Origin of the sequence: Fodinibius sp., assembly GCF_034521915.1 — a bacterium.
In the GTDB taxonomy this organism is placed as follows: Bacteria; Bacteroidota; Rhodothermia; order Balneolales; family Balneolaceae; genus Fodinibius.
Genome location: NZ_JAXHLU010000004.1, coordinates 112,213 through 128,333 on the forward strand (window position 1 = coordinate 112,213; position 16,121 = coordinate 128,333).

Here is a 16,121-nt window from a genome sequence, read left to right on the forward strand (position 1 = left end):
TGTTTATGAATTCATCACTGATTTCGTTTTTACAAAACCCTGAAGCATATCCGCATGGACCGGAGGCAGTAACACATATACAGACACACATCTCGCACGTTTTTTTGGCCTCTCCATTTGTGTACAAGTTTAAGAAGTCGGTAGATTTCGGCTTTTTAGACTATAGCACGCTCGACAAACGAGAGAAGTTCTGCCACCGAGAGGTTGAGCTAAATAGAAGGCTTTCGGATGATATTTACCTGGGAGTAGTATCGGTCCTCAAAGAGGGCGACTCGTTTCGAATATCTGATGAGGTACTGCAATCTGATTCCGTAGTCGAATACGCGGTAAAGATGAAGCAGCTGCCCGAAGAATATTTTCTGCATACGTATCTAGAAGACGGTACGCTCACAAATACTCACCTTGATCGCGTAGCGGATAAGTTGGCCGACTTTTATAATAACCAGCAGCCCGATGAACAGGTGTTACAGTATGGAAAAATTGCGACTATAAAGGTAAATACGGATGAAAACTTTGAGCAGACCAAAGCGTTTACCGGACAAACGATTGAAGATAATACCTACCGGGCTGTACAGTATTTCACCAATCAATATTTTGACCGTCGAAGCGAACTCTTTGAACGGCGGATTGCCCAAAAACGCATTGTCGACGGTCATGGCGATCTGCATCTTGAGCATATCCATATTACGCCCGATAACGTGCAGATTTATGACTGTATCGAATTTAACGACCGGTTTCGGTATGGAGATGTTGCTGCTGATTTAGCATTTCTGGCCATGGATCTGGATTTCAATAATTGCTGGCCGGAAGAGCGCTATTTTATAGACCAAATGGCTGACAAGCTGGATGACCCTGATCTGCTGGAGATCATCGATTTTTACAAATGTTACCGTGCTTATGTTAAGGGCAAGGTGAAAAGTTTACAGAGCGGAGAGGAGGAGGTTCCGCAGGCCGATCGTGAAAAAGCATCACAAACGGCCAGGGAATATTTTGAGCTGTCCCTGCGGTATGCACTGCTGGGATCAAAGCCCATCGTGCTGATATTCATGGGCGGCGTGGGGACAGGAAAGACGACGCTTGCCAAACATTTTGAGCAAAAATTTAATATCGACCGATTTTCCTCTGATCGCATCCGAAAATCCATGGCCGGAGTTCCCCTGCAAGAACGAACGCCGTCAGAACAGCGTGATAAACTGTATAACCGGTCAATGTCTGAGCAAACGTATCAAAGCCTTGTGGAGAAAATGGAAGAGTGTTTTAAAGATGGGAAAAGTGTGATTCTGGACGCCACGTTTAGCAACAAGATGGCCCGGGAAAAGCTTGTTCGAAGGTTCCGGGAGCTGGAGGTCAATTATTTATTTGTTGAAGCCCAAGCACCTGAGGAAGTGATAAAATCACGTTTGAAGCAGCGCGACCAGCAGGATGATATTGTCTCGGATGCCCGCTTAGAGGATTTTGAACTTCTTAAAAGTCGGTACAGTCCACCAACTGAAATTGCGGATGAAAACCTTATTTCCGTGCAGACCGACCAAGCGGTCGAGCAGACCATCAGAACATTATATTTTGAGCTGGCTGATAGGAATATAACCGGCGGCAATAACTAATTTCTGCTGTAGTACATCTGTTGATGAGGAAATTCTTTGGCTATTTCTACCAGCTTGTTCCATCCGCTTTTGACGGGACTGTTCTTCCCACCTGCGTTTTCAACCTGGGTACCACTGTCTAATCGAGCATGAAATTGAATACTGGAATCGTTAACCGAAGCTGTAATTTTCATTGAATAACTCCCCCATACGCCAAACATCAGAGGCCCAAAGGTTCTGTATTTTGTTTCGAGGGTAAGCGGTTTATTATTTGATTGGATTACCGTAAATCCCTTATTGCCCAAGTGTTTCTGTAAATTTTTGTAGGCAATAGTTGGGTTTTCTTCAATGGTGAGGATGATACGGTCGGCCTGCTCCATCATTTCTGGAGTCGGCTCTACCGGCGGAAGCGAGGAGGCGCAAGAAATAATGGTAATGGCTATAAGGGTTATACCTAATGCACGCATGTATCAAATTTGTATTGTGGAAAGTGAATTTTAATGTACGATAAATTAATTAATGTCTAAATAGATTTGTAAGAGGAGGTTGAGAACAAGTTATGAGGAAATATCGCAGACGATATTTTCATTATCCAATTTGGATATGTTATAAAGTTAAGAAAGTAGTATTGTTAAACCTTATCAAAAAGTTACCTCTCTAAAATATTTGAAGCTCTTGTAACTGCTTCTTTTGTCGCAAATCCTTTCTCTTTGTTTACTCTTACCAAATGATCTTGTTGAGTTTCTAAGAATTGAGCTTCATCATCAATAATGATATAAGAAGTTATGTCAGTTGAGTTATTTTGTAACCAATGTTGGATTTCATGTCCTCTGCAATAATTGTTTCTATCCTGTTGAGGGGCATAGGAACTGGTAACATCTTTGATGAATTTCGAGGGAATCTTATTCGATGCAAAGAAGTCTTTAAGTTGCTCAATATTATATTCATGGCGCCACGAAGAGGTGATAACTATTCCTGCGTCATAATGCTCGCAAAGCATGGAAATATGTTTACAGGCCGTAGGATCCCATATCTTATTTGTTGCTTTACCAGATTTTATTTTCTGGCGTTTTAAGTGATGGATTGTATTTAATACCCCGTCAATATCGAGAAAGATGATAGATTTGACCATTTATTAGGTGTGCAATTAAATTTAACGGTAAATAATAAACGGAGAGTATAAATGCTAAAAACCAGCAAATGATGGGGAGGTGCTAAGGCTTAAGGCGCAGTTTAAAAGGGCTGTTGAATTAACCTGATTATTTTATTCTATAGGTTATGCCAAATCTGATAAATCTGGAAAATCTTTCTCTATTGCCTCCATCTAAATTGCCGGAATAATTGCGTAATCCGTAAGAATAACCCGTCGATATACCCAAGTTTTTATAATAGACTGTTAAAGACGATCGAAGTCTAAAATCAGTATCGGCATGGGTCCTTTTACGATCTGATTTAATTACAATATCATTATTCGTTATTGCTTCACCTTTCTCTCTGCTGACTACATTGAATCCTAACTCAGGACCTACCGAAAGATCAATATTCAGATCATTAAAAATAAATCTTTGACCAATATTAGGGTATAGGAATATAAATCCATTTTTAAATGTTGTTTGTCCGGATACAGCAGATGGAGGATTAATAAACTCCCAGCCACATCATCTATTCTAACTTGACTTCGTAATACTTCATACCCTGTCTGGAGACCAAGGATTAACTCATGTCTGGTAATACGTTGAAACTGTGCAGAGAAACCATAGGATAACTTTTTCTTAGTGCCATAGGGATTATTAGTGTAATTACCCTCGGAAGATACATCACTGGCTATTATAAAAGAGCTTTCTGTGGCAGATTCTCCGCCAAAAGAAGAAAGCCCTGAATTAAAATGGACTGAAAACTCTGTACTTTGACCATAAGCTGTTGAAAAGAAAATAAATGGGAGTAATAATACCCCTAATTTTCTCATTGTGTTATTTAGATTCGATTGCATTGGTTTGAAATCCTATAGCGATATTACACTTAAAGAGTGCGTGTAAAAATGTTGATTTATTAAATAATGAATGATGATCTAAAAATCTGGTAGTGTAAACTAAACTCTGTCTAAGTTTATCAGTTTTTATTTTTTAAAACATCATCCAGTTTATCTTGCACCTCTTTCTCGAAGTCGCTCATATGTTCTTGAAGCTCAGCTACAAGCTCTTTTTTTCCTCGTACCATACCAAAGGCCATCCCAATAACAAATCCAATGCAGAAGACTGCAGCAATGGTAAAGTACATAGTGATGCCTTTCTAATTAGTTACTGTTCTTTTAAATACTCCCTTTGCTGATGAATAATAACATCGTCAGTGTATGATATCGATCATTGATTTGTCTTCTCCAACATTACGGGAAGTAGCCTTAAAAGTCGCAAAATAAAAAAGCCTGCTCCCAAGAGGAAGCAGGCTTAATTATTCATTGGATACAAAAATTAGATCTATTTGTAATCCAGACTTTTTACGTTTGTAGCGCTTAAGCCTTTGGGAGTTTCTTCTACGTCAAATTCAACGGATTCCCCGTCCTCGAATCCCTGATCGGGCGCTAGGTTTTCAACTTCATTTCTGTGGACGAAAACATCGTCGCCTCCGTCGTCAGGTTGGATAAATCCAAATCCTTTTTGTGCGTCAAAAAATTTAATCTTGCCTTGTTTCATAAATATAACTGTGTTTTTGTTTGCACCTATAGGCTTTGTCTAATGAAAGGAATTGTACTATCGCGTCTTCTCAAAGAATTCACTTAGTAGGTGGGTAATTAATTATAACATGGTCAATTTAACGCATATTGCGTACAATTCCCACTACTCATTCAATGATTCCCGGCAAACTACCGAATTAAATTAAGGTATTAATAATTCGGGGGCCCAGTAACTAATGCGATGGTTGCCGTTAATTAGTTAGTAGGAAAGTATTTGCTCGCACATATAAATTTGTGCGAATAAAATATTCAGCTTGCAAGGCGAAATCGAGCTTTTCTGTCGATTTGTTCTACCAATGTTCTACCATAAAAAAGGCCGTAACTCATTAGTATGTTGTGCACCAATAGTTTACGGCTATAATAGTATATTATATAGTGCCCAAGAAAGGACTCGAACCTTCACGGGAATAATTCCCACATGCTCCTGAAGCATGCGCGTCTACCAATTCCGCCACTTGGGCAAATTCCGCTAATTTTTCAGCGTGACAAATATAGCAGTTTTCATCACTAATTTGAAACCATTTCCAACGCTTATTTATTGGTCATGCCCGTGTAGGTGCCGGTAATGAGCAATAAATAAGCCATAAAAAAAGCCCGCTAAAAAGCGGGCTTTTAAAATCCAATATAAAATCTCGGATCTATTTGTAATCCAGGCTTGTTACGTTAGTAGCACTTAAGCCTTTGGGAGTTTCTTCTACCTCAAACTCAACGGCTTCGCCGTCTTCAAGTCCTTGGTTGTAATCGAGGTTCTCGACATTATTTCTGTGGACAAAAATGTCATCGCCGCCCTCGTCAGGTGCAATAAATCCAAATCCTTTTTTAGTGTCGAAAAATTTTACTTTGCCTTGTTTCATAACTATAACTGTGTCTTTGTGTACACCTGTCTGCTCTGTCTGATGAAAGGAGTTGAGTTAACGCGTCGTTTCAAAGAAGTAACTTACTGGGTGGGTAATTAAATATAACGCTCAAAGATAGTGCTATCTGAGGACAATACCTATTTATTATTCAGATATTTTTTAGGTGACATCTATTGCGGGTGATTTTTGGTGTCAAAAATGGCTCGCATCATTCGTTTGTATTCTTCGTTGAGGGATACATCGCGGCGTGCCATCATCGCTTCCATGGCTTCAAGGGCCTTATCAAGGCGATATGTTTGAATGACGTTGGAGCCGACCCAGCTAAATGACGGGATTAGTTTGGGAGGGAAATCATTCGAAAAAATATTACAGCTAACTCCGCAAATGGTCCCTGTATTGAGCTGCGTGTTGATAGCTGTTTTGGAATGATCTCCCATTACGGTTCCAAAAAACTGTTGATTTGTTTCAAGCTCTTGACCGTCAGTCCAATCAGGAATACGAACGGTACTGTAATTATTTTTCAGGTTTGATGTGTTGGTATCTGCTCCCAAATTACACCACTGGCCAATAATGGAGTTGCCGACAAATCCGTCGTGACCCTTATTGGAATAGGAGTGAAATATCGAGTTATGTACTTCGCCTCCCACTTTGCAGACCGGCCCTACAGTTGTATCTCCATAAATTTTGGCGCCCATTTTAATAGTGGCATCTTCACAGATTGCCACCGGACCGCGGATATGAGAACCGGACATGATGGTCGCATTTTTGCCAATAAAGATGGGTCCCTTTGAAGCATTAAGTACGCAGCCTGCTTCAATTGTAGCACCGTCTTGAATATAGATACTGTCCTTTTTTTCGAGCACGGCATGATCCGAGACGGTACCGCTTATGGTATTATTTATTCCCAACAAGTCAATATCTCGAACAATTTCCTGGCCGTTCAGCTGGAACAGGTCCCAGAAGTTATTGACAGATAAAAAATCGTTGGATTCCAGCACAAAAAGAGTGTTGAAATCAGGCTCACCATTTTCAAGCCATTGCCCGGATGTTGCTCCATCAACTTTGGCAGCAATAATTGTTTCTCCGTATGTAAGATATTGGCCTTCATTCAAATTGTTGATTTGGGTAACAAGTTGCTCGGTCGGCAGATATCTGCTGTTAATCCAAATACAGTTCTCATCTGTTGAAATTTCACCCTCTTCAAATATTCCGGTGAGCTCTGAACGCAGTATTCGATTAATATTTGCAGAATCGAATGCTTGCTTCCATTTCTCCGAGAGTGTTAAAATGCCGATGCGCAGGTCGTCGGTGGGACGAGTTAATGTAAGGGGATGAAAGGTGGTCAATTTTTCATCTTCAAAGAAACACAGCTGCATGGTGATACCTATAAATGATTAATTATAATTGTTTCAAAATATCTGCCAGAATGATAACTTTAGTATTGTTCAATACTCACTCTGAGAGAGACAGTATAAGAATCAGTAAACAAATACAATAATAAAAGACATCTATGTGCGGAATTGTAGGATATATAGGAAATAAGCAAGCGAGCGATATCATTGTAAAAGGACTTGAACGACTTGAGTATCGCGGATATGACTCTGCCGGTATCGCTTTGCTTAATGGACAGCTGGACATTAAGAAGGGGAAGGGCAAGGTTCAGAACCTCAAGAAAAAAATACAAGCTAATCCCAGCGAGGGTGTTGTTGGTATTGGGCATACCCGATGGGCTACCCACGGGGCGCCAAATGATATAAATTCACATCCACATGTTAGTGAATCGGGTAAAATTGCGCTTGTTCACAACGGTATTATTGAAAATTATAATACGTTGAAGAAGGAGCTGAAGAATAAAGGCCGGACGTTTCATACCGATACCGATACGGAAGTTATTGCGCAGTTGATCGAAGAGATTTATGAGAATGGAGATGGTGAGGAAATAACTTTTGAGCAGGCCGTGCAGATGGCACTGCAGCAGGTTGTAGGCACCTATGGATTGGCTATTTTGAATGTTGAAGAGCCCAATCGCATCATTGTAGCTCGAAAAGGATCACCGTTATTGCTGGGCATCGGCGATGATGAAATGTTTGTGGCTTCGGATGCTTCGCCCATCGTTGAGCACACGAAAAAGGTTATTTACCTGGATGACGGTGAGATGGCTGTTGTTACGAAGGATGGATATGAGGTTAAGACCATCCAAGATGAGCCGCTTACGAAGAAAGTTCACGAGCTGGCGATGAGTATTGAGGAGATCGAGAAAGGCGGCTATCCGCACTTTATGCTCAAGGAAATTTATGAGCAGCCGCGCGCTATTTCGGATTGTCTGCGTGGACGGCTCAATGTAGAAAATCATTCTATACAATTAGGTGGTATTGCCGATGTATTGGATCAATTGGTAAATGCCAAACGGCTGATTATTGCTGCTTGTGGCACCAGCTGGCATTCTGGGCTGGTTGCTGAATACCTGTTCGAACATCTCGCTAAACTTATCTGTCGAAGTTGAATACGCTTCTGAGTTTCGATACCGCGAAGCACTTATCGACGAAGACGATGTGATGCTGGTTGTTTCGCAAAGTGGAGAAACGGCCGACACGCTGGCTGCCCTGCGCACAGCAAAAGAACGGGGAGCACTTACACTGGGCGTTTGTAATGTCGTGGGATCTACTATTGCCCGTGATACTGATGCCGGCATTTATACCCATGCCGGCCCGGAGATTGGGGTGGCATCTACCAAAGCCTTTACAACGCAGGTTTCTGTACTGGCGATGATGGCTATTATGTTGGGACAAAAACGAGGTGTGCTTGATGAAGATTATGCGGCGCGATTGATCGAAGAGTTGGATCGTATCCCTGAAAAGGTGCAGAAAATTCTGGATAACAGCGATTCTCTTAAGGATATGGCCAGGCTTTTTAGCTATGCTCCGAACTTCTTGTACCTGGGACGTACCTATAACTTCCCTGTTGCCCTTGAGGGAGCATTAAAGCTGAAGGAGATTTCCTACATTCATGCCGAGGGTTATCCCGCAGCAGAGATGAAACACGGACCTATTGCCCTCATCGATGAAATGATGCCTGTGGTAGTAATTGCTGCTACGGATCATACCAATGAGAAGATGATCAGCAATATCGAAGAGGTGAAAGCGCGTGAAGGACGTATTATTTCGATAACGGGCGAAGATAATCACGAGGTTATCGATCTTTCTGAGTTTTCTTGTCCGATTCCAGAGACCGAAGATTGCCTATCGCCGCTGCTAACAACTATTCCGTTGCAGTTACTTTCCTATTACATAGCTGTAAATCGTGGTTGTAATGTAGATCAGCCACGAAATCTGGCAAAAAGTGTGACGGTAGAATAGTTTTAAATTTTAAGAATATTGTAAGGGCAGGGCTGTAAAAGCTTTGCCCTTTTGTATTTTTATAGAGTACTTAAGTCATAAACGATTTCCCAACTTGCCGCGTTTTATTGATCTATGACGACACTACAAATTAAAAATATGGTCTGCGACCGCTGTATCATGATGGTACAGCAGGTCTTGGAAGATCTCGAATTTGAGGTAGAATCCATTGCGCTTGGCAAAGTTGTCATTGCAGAAGATGTAACATCTGAGGACCTTGAAAAGATAAGTGAAGAACTGGTAGACAAGGGTTTTGAGCTTATCCAGAAGAACAATGAGGCATTACTTGAGCAGATAAAGGTTCAGCTTATCGACTATCTCAAGTATCTCGAAGACTCCGAAGATCCTGATAAAGTCTCTTCTTTTTTAGAAGAGAATATGCAGTACAACTATAGTTATTTGAGTAAATATTTTTCAGATAACGGTGGAGTTACGATTGAGAAATATCTTATTAACTTGAAGATTGAGCGAGTTAAAGAGTTGCTTTCCTATGGTGAGCTGACACTAAGTGAGATAGCATGGAAGCTCAATTACAGCAGCGTGCAGTATCTTTCCAATCAGTTTAAAAAAGTAACCGGAGAAACAGTCACTTCTTTTCGCGATAACATTGATGAGAATAGTCGTCAGTCGCTGGATGCTGTATAGATCTTAAGACCCAAAAATATTACACATTTCTTTTAATGGATTGTAAGGGTTGCTTGGCTTAGGGCTGTTATATTTGGATGTAATTTGAAATTTAGTAGAAACAGCCATGAAGGAATCATTACAAATCGAAGGCATGCATTGTGCCGGTTGCGCCAACAGCGTAGAAAAAGCTCTCTCTGAAGTGGAGGGAGTTAGTAAAGCCTCAGTTAATCTGGCTACAGAAAAAGCATTTGTTGAGTTTGAAAACGGTGAGGTTACTCGTGATAAGTTAAAAGAGGCCGTTCAAAATGCCGGCTACGATATTAAGGAAGAAGTTGAGGACGATGAGGATCCGGACGTAACCGGTAAAAAAAAACTTGATGTAGCCTACCACAAGATGTGGTGGTCATGGGCATTGACCATCCCCATCATTTTGCTGATGATCCCCGAAATGTTTGCCGGCTATGCGCTCGGCGGAGAGTTGGTATATCAGCTATTAATGATCGGACTTTCTTCGGTTGTGATATTTTATCCCGGCTGGGAAACCCTTAAAGGAGCGTGGAAGTCGGCAATTAACGGCTCACCCAACATGGATGTACTTATTGCAATGGGATCGTTGGCAGCCCTGGGAACGGGATTTGTAGCCCTGCTACATATTTTCGGGATGGCACCGCCTTTCCACAGCTTTGCCGGTATTGCGGGTATGATTATGGCTTTTCACCTTACGGGACGCTATGTAGAAACCAAGGCAAAAGGTCGTGCTTCTGAGGCTATAAAGAATTTAATGACGCTGGAGGCCAAAGAGGCGACGATCATTCGTAACGGCAAGGAGATGACCATACCCGCAAAAGATTTGAAGGTGGATGATGTGATGATTGTCCGGCCGGGTGAAAAGATTCCCACCGATGGCAAAGTCATCGACGGAGAAAGTAGTGTTGATGAGTCGCTTGCTACGGGCGAATCTATGCCGGTACGGAAAGAGAAAGGTGATGAAGTAATCGGGTCGACCATCAATAAAAATGGTACGCTTAAGGTACAGGCGACTAAGGTGGGCAGCGAGACTTTTCTCAATCAGATTATTCGAATGGTTGAAGAGGCCCAGAGCTCTAAGGTGCCGATACAGGAGTTTGCAGATCGTATTACTGCTGTGTTTGTGCCGGTTATTATTGGATTAGCTCTCACCACTTGGGTGGCCTGGATGGTGTTTCCGGAATTTTTTGGACAGATAGCCGTTTGGGCGTCGGGTTTTATTCCTTGGGTAAATCCTGACATGGGTTCGATAGCGCTGGCCTTTTATGCAGCTATTGCCGTATTGGTTATTGCATGTCCATGTGCTTTGGGATTGGCTACGCCAACGGCCCTGATGGTTGGTACTGGCCTTGGAGCCGAAAACGGTATTTTAATCCGTAAGGGTAAAGCTGTTGAGCTGCTTCGTGAAACAGATGTTATTGTGCTAGATAAGACCGGAACGATAACCAAAGGAGAGCCCTCGGTTACAGATGTGGAGGTATTATCAGATTGGGATAAATCAACGATGCTTAAATATGCTGCAGCAGCAGAAAGGGGATCCGAACATCCTCTTGGTGAGGCTATTGTTAATCATTCCAAAGAAATAGGAATTGATCTGTGGGATGCGTCAGGATTTGAAGCCGTAACCGGAAAAGGTATTCGGGCAGAGATTGAAGGAAAAGAAGTTATTGTTGGTAATAAGCCATTGTTTGAAGAACAGAATATTACAATCAGTAGTGATGCAGAAGCTGATATTGAGCAATATGAAGGTGAGGCCAAAACCACTGTTTTAGTTGGAATAGATGGGGTCTTGGTTGGCCTGATAGCTATTGCCGATCCTATTAAAGAAGATAGTAAAGCAGCTATATCTGCTATTAAGCAGATGGGATTTACACCGGTTATGATTACCGGTGATAACGAACGAACGGCACGCGCAGTGGCAAGCGAAGTAGGTATTGAGCAGGTGATTGCGGGTGTACTTCCCGATCAAAAATCCGATGAGATAAAGCGCCTGCAGTCAAACGGAAACAAAGTTATTATGGTGGGTGATGGCATTAACGACGCTCCCGCACTTACACAGGCCGATGTAGGTATTGCCATCGGTACTGGGACCGACGTGGCTATAGAATCCGGTGATATTGTACTCGTAAAAGGGGAGCTGCAATCGGTAGTGCAAGCGATAAAGCTAAGTGAGGCTACTTTTAAAAAAATAAAACAAAACCTTTTTTGGGCTTTCTTTTACAATGTCGTGATGATACCCCTGGCTATTATGGGAATGATGCATCCTGTTCTGGCTGAAGCTGCCATGGCATTTAGCTCTATAAATGTGGTGTTTAATTCCAGGCGACTGCAAAAAGCTGACCTTTCCACAAGCTAATAAGTATCTGTGGATAACTATGTGGAAAACTTGCGAAATATAATTTATCTGAGAAATCTGTAACAAAATACCTTTCTATCTCTCTTGAAAGCACAATCGGGAAGCAAAAGGTGATTAAATGTATAAATATCAATGTTGATAACTTGATATTAAAGGAAGGATTTATTATTACTTAGTTGCTTTTCCGACAAAAAGTGTAACAATAAGTTTTCGGATACTATTATGAAAAATTGGAAGGCATTGATTTTGAAAATAACATTTCTGGTGCTTGTGGGCATTGTAATGTTGACAGGATAATAAGACGGCTTAATTACAAAGTTTAATTTGAATTATATTAGCAGAAATACGTATTTGGTATGGAGCAATCGGCATATCAAAATGTATAATTTAAAAGCGTTTTTCTGTGAGTAATAAATCAGTAACCGACCTTTCTTATTTGCGTGAGATTGCAATGGGTGATGATTCCATTGTTATTGAAACTACCGAGGCATTTCTTGAAGATGCACCTGCAGCCATCGAAAATATTCAGAAACATTATGAGAGTGAGGAATGGCAAAAGCTCTACAAAAAAGCCCACAAAATTAAGCCTAATCTAAAATATATGGGAATGGAACGAGCCCACGAACTTATATTAACGATAGAGGAACAGGCGAACACGGGGGAAATATCTGAGGATTTAGGGGAAAAAGTTTCAGAATTTTGTTCGTTATGTCATCAAGCTCTCGATGAGTTGTCGGATAAAATTGAAGCATTGAGAGCATAACGCCCACAACCTTTGGTAGAATTATCCGTATGGTAGACAAATTCTCATTAAAACGGATAATTATATGATTTGGTCACTATTAGTAAACAGCATCGGGATTTTCGTAATAGGCTATATCCTAAAAGGCGTACAGATAAAAAGCTTCTTCACAGCCATTGGAGTAGCAATACTTTTGGCAATTATAAATAGCTTCGTTAAACCAATCCTGGTTTTTCTTACATTGCCCATAACGATACTGACATTCGGACTATTTATTCTTGTAATTAATGCCCTAATGCTGATGTTGGTAGATGAGCTTGTAGAAGGGTTGAAGATAAAAAGCTTTGGATGGGCGTTCTTATTTAGCTTGTTGCTGGCGGTGCTAAATTTGGGATTTTTCTAATTACGCCACGTTAGAGCTTTTAATAGTGTCCTGTTCATTATCAGTTTGATTTATTTCGAGCGTATAGATTTTGGCGGGGGGGATATTTAAGAAGACAATTTTTTTGTCATGCTTATAGGTTTTAACAATCTCCTCCTCAAAGTCACTTTTAAAATCGCCAAATTTCAAGTATTTGAAATAGCTGATATAGGCTTTTTGCAAGCAAAGATTAAGTTTCTTCTCCCAGATCTGCTTGGTTATATCTTCAGGCATATTTTCGTAAGGTAGGCTCGAAAATATAAAATCGTACTTAATTTGGGGATGGAAGTTTAAAATATCAGCATGATGAATACGGATGTTATCATCGTGGCGATACTTCGAACCAATGATTTGATAAAACTTTTTGTGGATTTCAACAATGTCCAAAGAATCTTGGGGACGAAGATGCTTTGCTATCTGTTTGGTCAATGAACCTGTACCGGCGCCAACTTCCAGGATGTTTAAAGGTTGGCAATCTGCATCAGAAAGTTTGTTTTGTAGCTGTGTTACAAGATCTTTGGCCAAAAACTTAGAACTGGGAGCCACTGCTCCCACTTGTTTCAAGTCTTTTAGAAAGTAAAGTAGGTGTTCCAATGTTATTTCTTTATTTACTAATGGCTGAATAAGGTAACAAAGCTTAAGCAAATTGACTAATAAGAGCGAATGAAATTACTTTAAATATATCTTGTAAATTAAAAAAAGTTTCAATGGTTGTCGCTGAAATATATTTTTACATCTAATTAACTATTTTTAGTTGATTCATTTCGCTACAGCCCTCACTTTAAGTATTATTACAAACTAACATTAAACTAAAATACCATCTATGAGTTATTCTATCTTCAAGGAATTGAAGCGATTGAGTATTATGATGTTGTGTGTCGGCATATTAGGGGCATGCGCAAGTACTCAAAACGCTCAAGACCAATCAAAAAGCGGTGGCCCATCATCTCAGGAGTCAGAAAACGGCATGAAGCCGTACAGTGAAGTTATTACTGATGAGACTGAGACCGATACAGGATTATTTGATGTCCATAAAATTGACAAGGATTACTTTTATGAAATCCCTGATTCGCTACTTAGTCGCGAAATGCTGCTCGTTTCTCGCATTGCAGAAACGCAGGATGAAATTGGCTATGGCGGCGAAAAGCTGAATACTCAGGTTGTCCGTTGGCAGAAAAAGGACGATAAAATTCTTCTTCGACACGTTTCCTACGAAAATGTGGCAAATGATTCACTACCTGTGTATGAAGCGGTCCAAAACTCAAACTTTGAGCCTATTATTGCTTCATTCGATGTAAAATCGCTAGGCAAGGATTCGTCCGGTGTAGTAATTGATGTTACAAAACTTTATAGTACCGACATATCGGCGCTTGGCTTGCAGAGCAATCAGCGCGAACGATATGGAGTACGGAGACTCGACACCGATCGTTCTTTTATTAACCACATCAACAGTTATCCGGAAAATATTGAGGCTCGTAACTGGATGACCTATGAAGCCTCAAAACCTCCATCTAATGCTTCTACGGGAACAATATCTATGGAGATTAATCATAGCATGGTGCTGCTGCCGGAGGAAAAATGGGAAACCCGTTCTTATGATCAACGAGTTGGTTATTTCAGTATTCAGCAGACCGATTATGGTACGGAGAAACACAAGGCAAATGAGCAACAGTACATTACGCGGTATAAACTGGTGCCCAGTGATAAAGAAGCTTATCTCGACGGAGAGCTCGTAGAGCCGAAAAATCCTATTGTTTATTATATTGATCCCGCTACGCCTAAGAAATGGCGACCTTATTTAAAGCAGGGCGTCGAAGATTGGCAAAAAGCATTTGAAGCGGCCGGGTTTAAAAATGCAATTATTGCAAAAGATCCACCTACCGAAGAAGAAAATCCCGAATGGAGTCCCGAAGATGTACGCTACTCGGTGATTCGATATTTCGCTTCTGATATTCAGAATGCATATGGACCGCATGTGCATGATCCACGTACGGGGCAAATACTGGAAAGCGATATCGGTTGGTATCATAATGTGATGAACCTACTACGCAACTGGTACTTTGTTCAAACGGCAGCGGCCAATCCTAATGCCCGAACGGTGCAGTTTAAGGATAAGGTAATGGGTGAACTTATTCGATTTGTTTCGGCCCATGAGGTTGGTCATACCATTGGCTTGCCACACAACTGGGGATCAAGTTATGCTTATCCGGTCGATTCGCTTCGTTCTCCAACCTTTACGGAGAAGCATGGCACGGCTCCTTCCATTATGGATTATGCCCGCTTTAATTACATTGCACAGCCCGGTGATGGAGTAGAGGATTTTCATCCCGCTGTCGGAGAATACGATAAATGGTCTATTAAATGGGGCTATACATGGTTTCCCGAAGATATGACCGAAGAAGAAAAAGTGGCTAAGCTTAACGAGTGGACCCGGGAGCGTGCTGATGATCCTGTTTATTTCTACGGTCGACAAACCGGTAGCAAAATTGATCCCCGATCACAAAATGAGGATCTTGGTAATGATGCCATGAAAGCCAGTGAGCTTGGTATTGCAAATTTGAAACGCATTACTTCAAATCTGGTTGAATGGACCGAGCGCGACGGAGCAAACTTTGCAGAGCTCGAAGAGCTTTACAATAACGTTGTAGGTCAGTGGAACCGTTATATGGGACATGTTACTAAAAACGTAGGCGGTGTGTATGAAAATCATAAAACGTACAACCAAGAAGGTCCCGTTTATACATTTGTTCCCCAGGAAACCCAGCAGCGAGCAATGGATTTTCTGGTTGACTACGTATTTATGACGCCCGACTGGCTGATTGAGGAGGATGTCCTCGACCGTATTAATCAATCGACAGTTGTTGATAATATGCGAAGTGCTCAGGTTCGGGTACTTAATGATCTGACTGATCCGCAGCGTATTGCTCGGCTTATTGAGTTTGATGCGCGGTCGGCAGAAGATACCTATGATGCCTTCGAAATGATGGATGATGTTCGAAACGGCATCTGGTCGGAGCTTGATAATAACAGTGAAATTGGAGTGCACCGCCGTAATTTGCAGCGAGCATACCTTGAGCGCATGGAGTATCTGATGACTGAAGAGCTTCCTGATATTTCATCAGCTTTTAAAGAATATTTGGGATGGACCGATGTTGATGTCAGCCAGTCTGATATTCGTCCGATCGTCCGGAATCAGCTTCAGATATTGTTAGACGATGTTCAGAATACACAAAATCGTGTTCAAGATCGTGCCACAGGTGCACACTTGGAAGACATTGAAGTGCGGATTGATAATATCCTTAATCCGGATGACTAAAAGCAAAGTCATCTAAATAGTTTTAAAGCCCCGGTTTATAACTGGGGCTTTTTTTATTTGTAGGTC

At 41.2% G+C, this 16,121-nt stretch carries 14 protein-coding genes, 1 tRNA gene and 1 pseudogene; 7 read left to right on the forward strand and 9 right to left on the reverse strand.

The window, feature by feature from the left end:
• Positions 1–5 precede the first annotated feature (5 nt).
• Positions 6–1,604 carry an AAA family ATPase gene (locus U5J89_RS03115; protein WP_322574145.1) on the forward strand — a complete coding sequence of 533 codons (1,599 nt, stop codon included), beginning with the start codon at positions 6–8 and terminating at the stop codon, positions 1,602–1,604.
• Here U5J89_RS03115 and U5J89_RS03120 read toward each other — a convergent pair.
• From U5J89_RS03120 to U5J89_RS03155, 8 genes are all read right to left on the reverse strand, one after another.
• The gene (locus U5J89_RS03120) at positions 1,601–2,050 is read right to left on the reverse strand and encodes a hypothetical protein (RefSeq protein WP_322574146.1); all 450 of its coding nucleotides are present in this window, start codon (positions 2,048–2,050) and stop codon (positions 1,601–1,603) included. The genes U5J89_RS03115 and U5J89_RS03120 overlap by 4 nt on opposite strands.
• Before the next feature lie 182 nt (positions 2,051–2,232).
• On the reverse strand, positions 2,233–2,715 hold the full coding sequence (locus U5J89_RS03125) for an HAD domain-containing protein (protein ID WP_322574147.1): 483 nt from the start codon (positions 2,713–2,715) through the stop codon (positions 2,233–2,235).
• Positions 2,716–3,126: 411 nt separating this feature from the next.
• Entirely contained in the window at positions 3,127–3,549 is a 423-nt protein-coding gene (locus U5J89_RS03130) for a hypothetical protein (protein WP_322574148.1), read from the reverse strand.
• 143 nt (positions 3,550–3,692) lie between these two features.
• Positions 3,693–3,860: a hypothetical protein gene (locus tag U5J89_RS03135; RefSeq protein ID WP_322574149.1), complete on the reverse strand. Its 168-nt coding sequence runs from the start codon at positions 3,858–3,860 to the stop codon at positions 3,693–3,695.
• Between the two features lie 197 nt (positions 3,861–4,057).
• Positions 4,058–4,273, reverse strand: coding sequence for a cold shock domain-containing protein (locus U5J89_RS03140; protein WP_322574150.1), 216 nt, complete (start codon positions 4,271–4,273; stop codon positions 4,058–4,060).
• Between the two features lie 417 nt (positions 4,274–4,690).
• A tRNA-Leu gene (locus U5J89_RS03145) sits at positions 4,691–4,775 on the reverse strand.
• A gap of 177 nt (positions 4,776–4,952) precedes the next feature.
• Positions 4,953–5,168 (reverse strand): cold shock domain-containing protein, encoded by a 216-nt coding sequence (locus U5J89_RS03150; protein ID WP_322574151.1) that lies wholly within the window; start codon positions 5,166–5,168, stop codon positions 4,953–4,955.
• Positions 5,169–5,341: 173 nt separating this feature from the next.
• Complete coding sequence (locus U5J89_RS03155) at positions 5,342–6,547, reverse strand: GlmU family protein (RefSeq protein ID WP_322574152.1); 1,206 nt, start codon at positions 6,545–6,547, stop codon at positions 5,342–5,344.
• Positions 6,548–6,681: 134 nt separating this feature from the next.
• Here U5J89_RS03155 and glmS point away from each other — a divergent pair.
• From glmS to U5J89_RS03185, 5 genes and pseudogenes are all read left to right on the forward strand, one after another.
• A pseudogene (glmS, locus tag U5J89_RS15880) lies at positions 6,682–8,527 on the forward strand (glutamine--fructose-6-phosphate transaminase (isomerizing)).
• A gap of 114 nt (positions 8,528–8,641) precedes the next feature.
• A complete protein-coding gene (locus U5J89_RS03170; protein WP_322574155.1) occupies positions 8,642–9,211 on the forward strand; it encodes a helix-turn-helix domain-containing protein in 570 nt (189 codons plus the stop codon).
• Positions 9,212–9,317: 106 nt separating this feature from the next.
• Entirely contained in the window at positions 9,318–11,576 is a 2,259-nt protein-coding gene (locus U5J89_RS03175) for a heavy metal translocating P-type ATPase (RefSeq protein WP_322574156.1), read from the forward strand.
• 403 nt (positions 11,577–11,979) lie between these two features.
• Positions 11,980–12,339, forward strand: a complete 360-nt coding sequence (locus U5J89_RS03180; RefSeq protein WP_322574157.1) for an Hpt domain-containing protein — start codon at positions 11,980–11,982, stop codon at positions 12,337–12,339.
• A 64-nt stretch (positions 12,340–12,403) separates the two neighbouring features.
• A complete protein-coding gene (locus U5J89_RS03185) occupies positions 12,404–12,721 on the forward strand; it encodes a phage holin family protein (protein WP_322574158.1) in 318 nt (105 codons plus the stop codon).
• Here U5J89_RS03185 and U5J89_RS03190 read toward each other — a convergent pair whose 3' ends face one another.
• Positions 12,722–13,333: a class I SAM-dependent methyltransferase gene (locus U5J89_RS03190; protein WP_322574159.1), complete on the reverse strand. Its 612-nt coding sequence runs from the start codon at positions 13,331–13,333 to the stop codon at positions 12,722–12,724. It lies immediately after the preceding gene.
• A 229-nt stretch (positions 13,334–13,562) separates the two neighbouring features.
• On the opposite strand from U5J89_RS03190, the gene U5J89_RS03195 reads away from it, so the two are divergent.
• Positions 13,563–16,055 carry a zinc-dependent metalloprotease gene (locus U5J89_RS03195; RefSeq protein WP_322574160.1) on the forward strand — a complete coding sequence of 831 codons (2,493 nt, stop codon included), beginning with the start codon at positions 13,563–13,565 and terminating at the stop codon, positions 16,053–16,055.
• The last annotated feature ends 66 nt before the right edge of the window (positions 16,056–16,121 follow it).

Coding starts and splice junctions, on each gene's coding strand:
- U5J89_RS03115 (WP_322574145.1), top strand. CDS start 6: ATGAATTCATCACTGATTTCGTTTTTACAAAACCCTGAAGCATATCCG.
- U5J89_RS03120 (WP_322574146.1), bottom strand. CDS start 2,050: ATGCGTGCATTAGGTATAACCCTTATAGCCATTACCATTATTTCTTGC.
- U5J89_RS03125 (WP_322574147.1), bottom strand. CDS start 2,715: ATGGTCAAATCTATCATCTTTCTCGATATTGACGGGGTATTAAATACA.
- U5J89_RS03130 (WP_322574148.1), bottom strand. CDS start 3,549: ATGAGAAAATTAGGGGTATTATTACTCCCATTTATTTTCTTTTCAACA.
- U5J89_RS03135 (WP_322574149.1), bottom strand. CDS start 3,860: ATGTACTTTACCATTGCTGCAGTCTTCTGCATTGGATTTGTTATTGGG.
- U5J89_RS03140 (WP_322574150.1), bottom strand. CDS start 4,273: ATGAAACAAGGCAAGATTAAATTTTTTGACGCACAAAAAGGATTTGGA.
- U5J89_RS03150 (WP_322574151.1), bottom strand. CDS start 5,168: ATGAAACAAGGCAAAGTAAAATTTTTCGACACTAAAAAAGGATTTGGA.
- U5J89_RS03155 (WP_322574152.1), bottom strand. CDS start 6,547: ATGCAGCTGTGTTTCTTTGAAGATGAAAAATTGACCACCTTTCATCCC.
- U5J89_RS03170 (WP_322574155.1), top strand. CDS start 8,642: ATGACGACACTACAAATTAAAAATATGGTCTGCGACCGCTGTATCATG.
- U5J89_RS03175 (WP_322574156.1), top strand. CDS start 9,318: ATGAAGGAATCATTACAAATCGAAGGCATGCATTGTGCCGGTTGCGCC.
- U5J89_RS03185 (WP_322574158.1), top strand. CDS start 12,404: ATGATTTGGTCACTATTAGTAAACAGCATCGGGATTTTCGTAATAGGC.
- U5J89_RS03195 (WP_322574160.1), top strand. CDS start 13,563: ATGAGTTATTCTATCTTCAAGGAATTGAAGCGATTGAGTATTATGATG.